Origin of the sequence: Streptomyces sp. NBC_00466 (assembly GCF_041433995.1) — a bacterium.
Lineage (GTDB): Bacteria > Actinomycetota > Actinomycetes > Streptomycetales > Streptomycetaceae > Streptomyces.
Genome location: NZ_CP107896.1, coordinates 2018459 through 2031766, shown reverse-complemented (window position 1 = coordinate 2031766; position 13308 = coordinate 2018459). Strand labels below are relative to the sequence as shown.

The following is a 13308-nucleotide window of genomic DNA, read 5'->3' as shown; positions in this document are numbered from 1 at the left end:
GATGTCGGAGCGCACACTGCCGTCGCTCAGCAACGTGCGCTCGACGGCGAACGCGCGCTCCCAGACGGATGCGGCGGACCCGCCCTTCACCATGGTCCGGTTACTGGGCCGCTTGATCTCGGCCGTGCCCAGCGAACGCACGTCGGTGACCGGTTCGGGGCGGGGGGCCGAGGCGGCGGGGTGCGGGGGGATCTCGGCGACGGAGTAGTCGGCGGCGGCGGGGGTCGGGGCGTGGACGGGTGCCGTGGTCACGTGCGGGGCGGTGTGCGGGGCGGTGTGCGGGGACTGCTGGGGCCGGCGCGGGCTCGGGGTCATCACGATGTCCCCGTCCGAGTTCACCGCGTCGTCGCCCATCACGATGTCCTCGTCCCAGTCCGTGTATGTCTGCGCGGCCTGGTGGGCGGGAGGGGTCTGTGCGCCCGGAGTGGCGGGGGTCATGGGGTTCTCGGACCACAGCTGGGCGAGCCGCTGCGCCACCTCGGCGCGGTGATCCGTGACGTAGGGATCCAGCTGAGCCAGGCGCTCCCGCGCCTTGCCGAGCGCCACCGGGTCCTGGGCCCGGCTCGCCTTGACAGCCGCGAACTCGGCCAGATTGCGCAGGTGTTCCACCTCGTACAGATTGCTCCGGAGGTCAGCGAGGTCGAAGCCGGGCGGCGGCGGCACGATGTCCCTGATCGCCGACCAGTTGCCGACCAGGAAGTCCAGCTCGGCTGCGCTGAAGTGCCGCAGACCTTCGAGGGACATCCTGCTCCAGTTCAGGAAGCCGTGATAGTCGAGGTCGCCGTCCTCGGTGTCGTCGCGGTCCTCGCCCAGAACGTCGTCGGCCACCTCGTCGAATCGTTCCCGGTCGATCTCGGCGCGGAGGTCCTCCATCTCCGTGCGGTGGTCGACCAGATACTCCAGCGCCAGCTCCTCCGGGGTGGCCGGGCGCTGCCAGAAGTCGGGGTCCGCGTTCAGCCGGGCGACATCCGGAGGGGACTGCAGGCGCAGGGCGCCGGCGATCCGGGTGAGGGCGAGCGGATGCACACCCAGCTCGTGCGCGGTGGCGTCGGTGACCGCGTCGGTGTCCTCCACGTCGGTGAGCTGCCACTGCTCGATCCGCCGCTGGTTCTCCCGGGTGTCCGGGCCGAGCAGGCTGCGCATGCTCTCACCCTGGCCGTGCAGGAAGGACGACAGGTCCCACCAGTCGTCGGCGGAGACCCCGAGCTCCGACATCCGCCGGACGAACGGGCCCAGATCCGGTCCCGCGCCGAGCCGTGTCGCCAGCGTCCGCAGGGTGTGCAGTGCCGCGCTCGGCGTGGCGGCGTGGTGCAGGAAGGGCAGGGCGCTGCGCAGATAGGCGGGGTGCAGGCCCAATGCCGTGGAGACCGCGGCCAGATGGACCGGGTTGACGGGAGTGACCGTGCTCTTCAGGTCGACCGGGGGGACGGGTGTGACCGGAGCGTTCGGGTGGGTGCCCGGGGCCTGGGTGTGCCCGGCCGTGGGCTGCGGCAGTGCGACGATCTCGGCGCTGAGGACGAGCAGCGAGGTGCTGTTGATGTGGGTGGTGAGCTGCAGGCCCGGCTCCGGCGTCGTGACGATGGAGAGGGTGCCCCGCTGGTGCGGGTCGGGGGTGCGGGGTGCGCTGCTGCGGGCTGCCCGCAGGGCGGCCAGCCGCAGCCGGTCGGCGGTCCAGCCGTCGGGCAGCCGGTCGTCCGGGGTCCGGGTGTAGTCGGATGTGAACGAGTCCTCGGTGAGCGCGGTCAGCGCTGCCTCGGTCGACTCCCTGGTGACGTGCGGGGCGTGGTCCTGGGACCGGCGGGCGGCCAGCAGTTCCAGTACGCCGGGTTCGTCGAAGAGCCCGGCATGGGTGTTGCGGCGCAGGGCGGCCGCGACGTCCGCCGCGAGTAGCGGGTTCGGTGTCCCGCCCTGCTGATCGTGCGGGGCGTTCCAGGATGCGGTGGACTGGGGCGCCGGGCGCCGGTGTTCGAGGACCTGGCGTACCAGATTCTGCCGGCCCGCGTCCGGGTCCAGGTCGAAGCCCAGCAGCTGGGCTGCCGCCTCTTCGGTGCTGCGCATGGACAGCGTTCCGATGTCCGCGCCGTCCTCCGACGGGCCGGTCTCCCTCGTCGGCTGAAGCTCCACGGTGAACCGGGTCTTGGGCAGCCGGCCGTTCTCCTTGGCCTCTTCCCCCGAGTTGTACGTGTCGTCGATGTGCTCCTGCACCGCGTCCAGCTTCTCGCGCAGTTCGGCGAGGGCCTCCGGGCGCATGTTCCCCGAGTAGCGGACGATCCGGGTGAGGTTCAGTCCACGGTCGCCGTTGGTGAACACGACATGTGACACGCGGAAGTCGGCGAGTCCGCCGGAGGCCCTGGCGTAGGTCATCGGGGTCTCGGAGGTGACTGCCGCGATGTCGTGGGCGTGCCACTCCGGGTGCGGCTGGAAGCGGGTCGGACGGAACCAGCGGTGTGTGCCGTCCTTCACCACTCCCTGCATCCGGACGCCTCCTGCCGAGCCCTCCCACAGGTAGCCGCCGTCGGGCAGTACCTCGAAGAGCCCGTCGGCCAGGGCGTTGTTGTGAGCGTCGCGTACGGCCTCGCGCAGGTCACCGGCGGTCCACTCCTCCGGGAACAGCATCCGCGGATTGGTGCCCAGGCCGTCCTGGATGACCGCGTCGGGCGAGCCGCCCTCGCCGATCTTCAGGGTCGGCTTCCCCTGTCCCGTCGGCGGGTTCCGGAACCACACTTCGGCCCGTCGCACACCGTTGAAGTCGGGTTCCGTCAGCTTCTCGAAGATGATTCCGCGGTTCGTCTGGGCCAGTTGGCGCGTCTCGTCGCCGTGGGCGTACTGCACCCCGGTGAGCGTCGAGGGGTCGCCGCGCAGCACGAAGCGCATCGAGGCGTCGCTGAACGCCGGTTCGTCGGAGAGTTCTCGGACGGGTGGGGGTTCGAGGTGGGTGGGGGGCTGTAGTCCGGTCTGGTCGGGGTGGGGTGCGAAGTCGATGATGGTGCCGGTGGTGTCGGCGGTGCCTGTGATGCGGACGCCTTGGTAGACGCCGTCGAATGTCTTGCGGCCCGAGCGCTCGGGGTCGGTGGTGAGGCTGTTGGTCCTGATGTGGTCGAGGTAGACCTGGCGGGTGGCGTGGAGGGCTTCTTCGGGGCTCCAGTGGTCGGGGAACATGGTCTGGTCGCTGCCGTCGGGGCGTTTGCCCGCTTGGTAGGTGCCGTTGGGGTTGCGGGGTCCGGTGGGTTCGGGGCGTATTCGTCCGGAGGGGCCGCGTGGTGCGAGGAGGCCGGTGGCGCCGGTGGTGGTGCTGCCGCGCAGGACGCGTTCCCGTACGTCGAGTGGGATGTGTGCCCTGGCGCTGTCGTGCGGGCCCGTGCCGACACCCGCAGTGTGCTTCCAGGCGGTGTCGACCGCCGTGGAGAGCATCAGCAGATCCCGCGGGGTGATCCGCAGCGACGGCGAGAGGTGGTGGTCGGACGTCATGTGGTCCATGTCGAACTGGACGAGTCCCGCGTCGTCGATGCCGTATCCGGACATCAGCGAGTGGTCGTCGTACACCGGCCGGAACGGCCGGCCCTGCCTGCCCTCGCGGTACTGGTCCTGGAAGCCGAGGAGGTGGCCGGTCTCGTGCGCGATGACGTACGACTTGTCCTTTCCGCTCTGCCCGGACTCCGAGACGTACCAGGTGGCGCTGTCGTCGCGGCCCGTGCCGTCCGGGTCCGGATGCAGCTTCACCTTGCGGTGCGCCTGTGCGGGATCGAAGACGAAATCGATCTTCACATGCAGCAGATCACCGTTCGGGAGACGGTGCTGAGGGTCGTTGTAGTACGTGTCGACGCCGCGCTTCGCCATGTCCTTGGCGTTGGCGACGTGGTCCTTGGTGGCGCCCGGCTGCGGGTCCAGATGGATGCGGACCGTGATGTCGGAGCGCACACTGCCGTCGCTCAGCAGGGTGCGCTCGACGGCGAACGAGCGCTCCCAGACGGACGCTGCGGCCCCGCCGGTGTCCATGGTCAGGTCGCTGGGCGGCAGAACCTCGGCTGTGCCCAGCGAACGGACGTCGGTGACCGGCTTGGGGAGCGGGTCCGGGGAGAAGGGGGACGGGGGGAGTTCGGCGACGGAGTAGTCGGCGGTGAGTGGGGGCGTGGCGGCGGGCTGGTGCGGGGATACGGGTGCCGGGGACTCGCGCCGGCTGGTCTGCCGCGTCCGGAGAGGGGCGTTCGGCGAGGAGTTCGGGACATGGGACGACTCGGTATCCCGGCGGGGGGCGGCCGGCTCCGTCGTCCCGTCGAAGTGCGAGCCGTTCTGGTGCAGGTGTACGGAGAGCGGCGCACCGCTTCCCGGCGGCGGCCGGAACCGGTCCGACCCGCTGGGGTTCGAATCCGACGGCGGGGTGTGCACGGTGAGATCCACGTTGAACGTCCCGGCCAGCAGCGGCAGGAAGCTCTTCGACCAGGGGGAGCCCGCGCTGTGTTCCCACGCGGCGACGGCCGTCTGCACCTCCTTGAACAGGAGGTTCTGGGCCCGGTTCGCGGCGCGTGGGTTGCCCGCGGTGAACGGCGGCAGAAGATCGGGCAGCAGATCGGCGAGCCCGTGCGGGCCCAGATCCCGCACGTGCTGGTGCACGGCCTCCTTCATGCCGAGCGCCAGCGTATGCAGGTCCTGGTGGCTCTCGACGTCGGACGCGGCCGAGGCGGTGGCGCGCAGCCGGTCGGGGGAGTTGACCAGGGCCGTCAGCTTCCGCCCGAGGTGGGGAAGTTTCGCCTTGACCGCTGAAGGGGCGCTGACCAGCAGCGAAGCGAGCTGCGAGTAGCCGTCGTCAGGCACCTTGACCACCGGGCGGGGCGTACCCGGTACGGATCCGTGGTCGGACTCGGCGTCGGAGACCGAGTCCTTGTCCGACACCGAGTGGTTGTCGGAGACCGAGTCCTTGTCGGACACCGATTCGGTGTCGCTGTTGTTGCCGGACGGCGGATCCTGCGGAGGCCGCAGGACCTGGGTCTGGTCCACGTGCCGGTAGTGGCCGTCCTTCAGCAGCAACTCGACGCCGCCGGCGCCCTCGTTGCCGGTCGCCTCGCTCCCGTCGGGCATGAACGTATGGCGTCTGCCCTCCACCATCACCGTCACCGGCACCCCGAACAGCCGGGCAGCCAGCGGCGGGAACAGGTCACCCGCGCTGTCCTTCGCCGCGGCCTTCTCGTCGGCGGGGCGCTCCGTCTGCGACGCGGCGAGGGACGTCCGCTGTTCCGGGGTCAGTACCGCACGGTGGTTCTCGGACGGGGCGCCGGCCGAGTGCGGGATCCACTTGCCCTCGGTGTACTCCCGGCCCTGCGGGTTTGCCGTGTCCAGCAGGCTCTCCAGCCCGGCCTGGCGTATTTCGTCCGGCTCGAACTTGTCGGTGAGGTCCGGGTGCGCGTAATCCGCCAGCGGACCGTCCCCGCTCCCGCGGAGGGTCTCTCCGAACAGGGTGCGCAGCTCGCCCGCCGTCCCGGAGAAGTCGTGGTTCTCCGGGACCGTGATGCCCTGCTGCGTCAGCAGGTTCGGGTCGATCCGGACCAGGTGTTCGGCCAGGGAGCGGAAGAAGCCGTTGCCGTCCTTCGAGGCCGGGCCGACCGGGTGGGTCAGCCCGGACGACACGTCCTTCAGGCTGGTGACCTCCCCGTCGGTGTCGGTGACCTCCTCGTACTGCGCGGCGTGTTCGGGCTTCGCCACGCCGTGGTCGTGCTCCACGGTCTCGTTGTACGCCAGCACCTGGGGCTCGGTGGCGTCACCGCGCTCGCTCGCCGGACGCCGGTGCCAGTCGTTGAGGGCGTCGGCGGCCGACCGCAGCGCGCGGTAGTGCTCGCCCGCGGCCGTCAGCTTCCGCTCCAGCGACTCCAGCTTCGGCCCGACCGTCTCCCGTACCGCGTTCAGTTCGGCGTTCGCCGCGTTCAGGGCCCGCTGCGCCGCTTCCCGCGACTCGGGGGTGGTCGCCGCGTCCAGCCGGTGCTGCGCGTCCTGCACCACGAACGCCAGGTCGGTCAGCGGGCGGTACGTGCTCCAGTACGCGTCGTGGTTGTCCTTCCAGGTCTTCCACCCCTTGGTCACGTCGTCCCACTGCTTGGACAGCTCCGGCGGGTGGTTCTGGTCGGTGACGAGCCCCAGGTCACGGGCCACGTCCTCACGGATCCAGGCGAGCACATCGGTGTCCGCCTCACCGGCCTGGACACCCGGCGGGTCGTAGCCGTTCCAGGTCAGACCGCGGGCTGCCACCTGGCCGACCGAGCTGTCCTGGATGTGGCGGTGCACCCCGGCGACGGCCAGCCACTTGGTCGGCACGGAGAAGAGGAACGCCCGCCCGGTGTCCGGCTTCATATTGATCTTGGCGGCGGTCGCCTCGTTGAACTTGAACTCCTCCGACGAGCCGACGCCGGGCGCGATGACCGGGGTGACCTGGTAGGTCGCCTTGTGCGAGTCGGCCCCGATGGCGTCACCGCCAAGCCCGCGGGTCTTGCCGCCGGCCTCGCCCTCTCCCACGTCGAAACTCTCACCGGTGCCGGTGGCGAACTCCATCCGTACATCGGCCGTCGCGAGGAGCTTGGCCCCCGACAGGTCGAAGGCCGGGTGGAGCTGGAGGGTGCCGGTGGCGCCGCCGACGACGGTGTCGTCGACCAGGCCGAGCGGCTGGTAGCCGTTCTCGGCCAGCGCCGAACCGTCGATGAGCGAACCGGTCAGGGACATCTCGCTGGTGCCGGTCGTCAGCGTGTCGCCGCCGCCCTTGCCGGGCGACAGCAGTTTGACCTTCGAGGCCTTGGCACGGGCCTGGGTCAGCTCGTCGCCGGTGAGCAGCCCCCGGGTCTCGTACCCCTTGCCCGCGTGACCGCCGTTGAGGTGCGGGTTCTCGGCCTTCGCCAGGGTGATGTGGGCCAGATCCTCGACGTTCTTGGAGCCGAGTACCCGGGTGAAGTGCACCCCGTTGCCGGGGACCAGCGCGGCGGGGCGGTTGTCGCCGGACACATGCCGGGCGAGGTGCTCGCCGATCCTGTTCGGCGTCGCGTTGTCCGACGCCCACACCTCCACGGCGGAGGGCGGCGGTGTGTACACATCGCCCTCACGCTCCCCGCCCGGCCTGAGCAGCGCCAGCGGCTCCTGGCTCTTCGCGCTGCCCGCGTCCCAGGTGTGCTCCAGTACGACGTTGCCCTTGTTGTCCAGGACCGTGACCACGATGTCGTACGAGGTGGAGACGGTGGCGAGCGGCCCGGGGATGACCGTCACCTGCGCCACGGTGTCCGACTCCGAGCTGCTCTGGCCGCCGCTCTTCCCCCGCGAGCCACCGGAGTTGAGCAACGGACCGCCCGAAGAACCGTTCGGCCCGGTGACGCGTTCGGTGGCGTTCGCGGAGACACCGCGGGAGCGGTTGACGCCCCGCGACGCGGTGTTGCTGGTGGTGACGGTGTGACCGCTCTCCACATCGCCGAAGCCGAAGTCCTCGACGGTCCGGGTGCCGGGGACCTGCTTCACGGTCACCCGGTACTCCTTGCCCCCGATGGGGAGGCTGTCGGTGAAACCGCGCCAGGGCGCGCGGCCCCGGTACTGCTGCGGAATACCGGCCTCGACCATGGCCTGCCCGTGCCGCTCGGACAGCAGTGTCCTGACGGACTCCAGGCTGTTGCGGGTGAACCTCAGATTGCGCAGGGTGCTCATGAACTGCGCCTGGCGCGCGTCGTGCCCGCTCGGCGCCGACACCGGGGCGACCCCGAGCGGACTCTCCTTGAACCACGGCTGGTGCGACCAGGTCCCGGCCCCGCCGGTGAGACTGGCCACGTGGTCGACACCCGTACGGAACAGGCCCAGCGTGTGCGCCGCCTGTTCGGAGACCAGCCCGCGCCAGGCGTTCGCCTTGTTCACCAGCTGCCCGCTCCACGCCGGCAGCTTCGAGCGGAACGGGGTGAGGACGCCGAGCTTGTCGCCGGACATCTCGAAGCGGTACTCCGCGTCCGTCGTGACCGGAACCCAGTGACCGTTCTCCGGCACGACGTTGACGGACCGGCTGGTGGTCCGGCCGCCGCCCGTCGAGGTCATGCTGGAGCGCTGGTACGGGGTGACGCCGAAGCCGTAACGCGTCGTGGTGGGCGGGTTCGTGTTCTGCGCGGGGAAGTGCCCCGCGTTCAGGTCGAACGACAGCACCCAGCCCTTGCCGTCCCCTCCCGAGACCGCCAGGTCCAGGCTCCGGTTCATCTCCGGCTTGAGATCGACGGGGCCGCCCACGGCGGTCGGATTCCCACGCCGGCCGACGAGGCGTATGTCGCCCGTCGCGCCGTACAGGAAACCGGGGGCGCGCACGTCGTTGAGCTGCTTGCCGGTCGGCGAGAACACCTGGTCGGAGTCAGCGGTCAGCGCCATCGAGCCGAAGGCGTTCTTCATCCGCTCGTGCTGGCTGGTCCCCGCGGTCGTCAGCGTCCACTCACCGCGGGTCGCCCGGTCCGCGACCAGCGGGCCCGCCGACTGGATGTGCTGGTCCGTCGGCACGTAGGTGGTGACGACCGGGATGTTCCTGAGCGAGTCGCCGCGCTGCCATTCCGACGGCACCCACAGGTCCTCGGTCTCGGTCAGCGGGTCCAGCTCCCGGGACGTGGTCTCGCGGTCGTTGGTGTACGGGTTGGCCGCGCCCTCCGCATGAGGGTCGACCTTCGGCATGTACTGCTCCGACAGATGGAGGTTCACGCTGAAGTCCCCGAGGGTGGCCTCGGGACCGCCCACGGTGGCCGGCTCGTGGATCTGGCGGTTCGCCCGGCCGAGCGTGAGGACCCGGAACGGTGTGTGCCACTGGTGTACGCCCACCAGCTGGGCCTTGAACCGTCCGGTCGCCAGGAAGGAATGCATCCCGGCCGGGGTGGCCGTCACGTCCTCGCGGCCGGCCGTCGACATGGTGCCGGTGTTCCGGGTGTGCTGGCGGTTCGCGCCGGCCTTGGCCCCCAGGATGCCGATGTGGTCCGGCGTACCCGTACGGAACGTTTCGTTGGAGCGCAGCTCGACGGTGCCGCCCAGCTGGGCGCCGAAGGTGTGCGTGGTGCTGCGGGAGTTGCCCACGCGCTCAGCGGCGTTGCTGTTCTGGCGGGTCATCCGGTCACGGTCGGTGCCCTGGTAGACCGGCCGGTCGAGATCGGCCTTCAGGTTCAGATCGAAGAAGCGCTGCTTGGTCAGGTTGGCGCCGAACAGCTTGACCGACAGCCCGTCGTGGGCGAGTTCGTTGAGCGTCGTCGCCAGGTTCCGCTCGTCGAACTTGGCCATGATGATGCGGGTGTTCTGCTCGGCCCGCCTCCGCTCGCCGCTGATGGCCTGGGCGAACTTGGTCCAGCCGCCGCGCAGATTGGCCGCGTCGGTACCCGGGCGCGGGGTCACCAGCACCGAGTCGCCGTGCGTCGTGTTGATCCAGTTGAGTACCTGGTCGACGAGTACGTTCGGGGACGCCGGGTCCTCGGAGTGCCGGTCGCCGATGACCAGGTCGGTGGCCCGGGTGTGCGTCAGGTCGTAGTCGCCGTGGCGCCAGTTCGCCGGCAGCGGCGGCTCGCTCCCCTCGGGACGGGTGTGGGTGTCGGGGTCCCAGCCCGCCCGCTCGCGCGCCTCGCGCACCGGCAGCCGTACGAGACTCCAGGTGTCGAGGATCCTCGTCTCCCCCTCGAACGTGACGGGGACCTTCAGCTCCTGGAGGTAGAGGGCCGTGGAACTGCCCTTCACCCGCCCGGTGATCTTGCGGCCCACGTTCCCGCCCTGCAGCGAGACCTCACTGGAGTCGTGGCTGTAGTGCAGGGTGAGCCCGAGCTGCATGAAGATGTGCGGCGCCTGATCGGTCGGGATGGCGAACCGCGAACCGCCGAAGAAGGCCACCACATAGCGCCGGTTGTCCTGGACCAGGACCTCGTTCTTCACGGTGATCGCGTCCGTGATGCGCATCTCGGCGTCGTCCACGGCCTCGATCAGGTGGTGCTCGCCGGATACCGCCTTGCCCACCTGGAAGCTGCCGGCGGACTGGCCGTTGCGCCTGCGCACGTCGAGCGGCGGCAGCGGCCCACGGGCCAGCTCGTCGGACATGCCGTGGAAGCGGTCCGTGCTGAAGTAGTCGCTGAGCTGCTTGTGCTTGTACCCGCCCGGCCTGGCGCCGATCTTCTGGACCGCCCAGTCGAAGAGCGGCTTCACCGGCCCGAAGCCCTCGGTGCTCGGTGAGCCGGGGGGCGAGCCGGGCGGCGGCGTGAAGTTGTGCGGGACGCGCAGCTCCGACTCCTTCGGCACGGCGGAGCCCTGGGACACACGGGTCGTCATGCCGTTCTTGATGCCCGCGCCGAAGGACTCGATCCGCTCGTCCGGGTGGAACTCGACCTGGTAGTAGACGTCCTGGCGGAAGGACTCGCTGCCGCCCGTCGTACGCGTCTCACGCTGGTACGAACGCTGGTCGTGGCTGCCGATGACGTGCTTCTGGTTGTGGATGCCGCCCCCGCGGAGGTCCAGCAGCATCCGGGCGTCGGACGGCAGCGCCCCGGCGGCGAAGCCCACCTGGAGACTGGTGCCCCGGGCCGTGCCGGTGTTCGTACCGGTCTGCTGCTGGAACTGCTGGGATGTGTCCAGCTTGTGGGGGTCGCGGGCCTCGGGGTCCGGATGGTGGGTCCACACGTCGGCGTACGGAATGGCCCGGACGGTCATCACGGTCCGCTTCGCCTTGGTGAGGCTCGTGCCGAGGAAGGGGACGCTGTGCTTGACGACGAACCGGCGGCCGTCGCCGAGGAACGAACCCGGGCGCCGGGCCAGCTCGTCGTCGATCTGCTTGATCACGGAGTCATCGGCCCGGTCGCCCCTGAGCTTGCGGCCGAGCGCGGTGTTGAGCTTGTTGTGGATCGTGCGGCCGATGCTGTCGCCCTGGCGCGGCTGGAGCAGCTTGGTGCTGCTGTGGCCTGCGGCGGCGCCGGTGGGGAGGGGCGCCTCCGGGGGACGGGGATGGGCGGCGTCCTGCTTGACGTACTGGCTCACGTCGTGCTGCCAGAGCGGAGGACGGGCCGCGCCCTCGGCGACCTCCTTGGGGCCGTTCCCGGGGGGCGTCAGGGTTTCGTCGTGATGGGGGGCGTCATCCGGGTTGTCGGCGACGGTCTCGGTGTTGGCCTGGGTCTGAGTCTGGTCGGTGGTCTGCTCGGTGATCTGGTCGTTGGCCTGCTGGTTGGCCTGGTCGTTGGATTGCTGGTGGGACTGACCGTTCTGGAGCTGGTCCGTGTCGAGTGCCGAGGTGTTCTGGTGCTCGGTCGAGACGGTGTTGGTGTGGGACAGCTGCCTCGGAGGGGGCGTCTCCGAAACCGTCTCGTTGACCGTCTCGTCGACATCGGCCGTCTCGTTGACCGTCTCCGTGACGTTGTTCGCCGTCGACTCCGGGGCCGTGGTCAATTCACTGTTCGGCGTCAGCGACGAATCGAAATCGGTGGACGTGGTCTGGTTCGATGTCGGGCGCCGCAGGGGCTTCAGCTCGATGCTGCTGCTTCCTTCGCCGTTGTTCGGCAGCAGGGGCGACTGGTTCGGACGGCGGGGCGGAGGCGCCGCATTGGTCAGGTTGGGCGACGACGAGGGTGTGGACGACAGGTTCGGCGAGTTGGTCGGAGCCGTGTTGGCCGGGGGTACGGAAGTGGCCACCTGTGAGACGGGAGCGATCGGCGTCACCGGGGCATCGGACTCGTTCCGGGAGTTCGAAGTGTCGGTGTGCTGAAGGTCGTTCGTGTGCTGAACGTCGTTCGTGTGGTGGACCGTGTGGACCGTCGTGTCCGAGGAGCTGGTCGGCACAGGTGTCACCGGCGACACCGAGTCGTGGGACGTGTCGTCGGTGGTGTTGCTGTACAGCGAGTCCGTGTCGCTGTGGCTGTACAGGGTCTCCGTGTCGCTCACATCGAGATGGTCGAGGTGCTCGTCCAGCTGCCCGTCCTGGTTCTTGTCCAGGTCCAGGTTCTTGTCCAGGTCGAGGTTCTTGTCCAGGCCCTTGTCGAACCCGCCGTCGAGTGCCGACGTGTTGAAGTGGTGGGACATGGCATGCACGACGGGGTGGACGAGATAGACGTGTCCGCCGTGGCTCAGTCCGCCGGTCAGCATGCCAGCGACGAAGGTGTCCCACGACGTGGTGAAGCCGCCCTGGTAGATCAGGTTGTAGAAACCCTCACCGAGGTTCTGGCCCACGGACTCGACGAGCAGCCCACTGCCGACCATGCCCAGCCGGAACCGCTTGTTGCCCTGGAAACCCATGTGCATCAGGGTCTGGGGCATGTCGTGGGCGAGCGCCTTCAGCGCGTTCTCGTCGAGCTTGCCACTCAGTTCCTTGGTGAGTTCCTTGCTGAGCGCCTCCGCCGCCCCCTTGGTCGGGCCCGCCCAGTGCTTGGTGACGGTCTCGGCCCAGGTCTTGCCGATCTGACGGGACTCCTCCTTCGTCAGCCCGTTGATGGGGGACTTGGCGAACTCCTTGCCCATGTTCTTGATGAAGTTGTCGGCCGTGGCCTTGGCGCCGTCCTTCCCACCGAGCTTGCTGAAGCCCTTGGTGAGGCTGAGGTCGTGGTCGCTCAGCAGCTTGGCCACGTTCTTGGCCAGGTCACCGGCTCCGCCTTTGCCCCCGACCTTCTCCAGGGTCTTGAAGACCGTTTTCAGCTCATTGGTGAGGAGCTTCGACAGGCCCTTACCGAACTTGTTGCCCAGCCACTTGCCGATCCCCGGGGCGAGCAGGCTGAGCGGCCCGGTGACCAGGCCCTGGATCGCGCCGAACTTGACCGCGTCCAGCAGCAGCTTGTTGTCGAAGCCGTCCCGGTGGCCCTGGCCGATCTGGACCATCTGGATGATGCGGTCCATCGCTACGCCCATGCCGACCCCGAGGGCGACATGCATGGCGATCCTCTTGAGCAGCTCCTTGATCAGCATCTTGAGGAACACCCGGGTGAAGAGCGTGCGCCAGCTCAGCCCCTCCAGCAGTGCCTCACCGAAGCCGGGCACCCATGAGAACGCCATGGCGTACATGAACTCGGCCAGCAGCTCGATGAGCTGGGCGAGCATCATCCACTTCGTGTACTCGGCCTGGTTCGCGGTGTCCCGGGCGACCTTCGCCATCTGCTGGGACTGCTCAGCCGCCGCATCGAGGAACGAGCTGTCGCCGCCCGCGATGACCTGGCCCAGATTGAGGAACGCGGTGGCCGCGTCGCCCTCGAAGTTCTCCTTGATGCTCTGGAGCAACTGCACGAGCTGGTCGTCGAGCTGCTTGTAGTCGTTCCCCACGGAGTCGTAGAGATCCGCCGCGTTGCGGAGCTCGTCCTCGTTGGCCTGTGGCCACTTCAT

The 13308-nt window shown here is 69.4% G+C and carries 1 protein-coding gene (running past one end of the window); it reads right to left on the bottom strand.

Going from position 1 to position 13308, the window contains the following annotated elements; all coding sequences use genetic code 11:
* Positions 1-13308 carry the beginning of an EndoU domain-containing protein gene (locus tag OG210_RS08875; protein WP_371535675.1) on the bottom strand. The gene continues 13797 nt to the left of window position 1, outside the view, so only the first 13308 of its 27105 coding nucleotides appear in the window; the start codon lies at positions 13306-13308; its stop codon lies beyond the left edge, outside the window.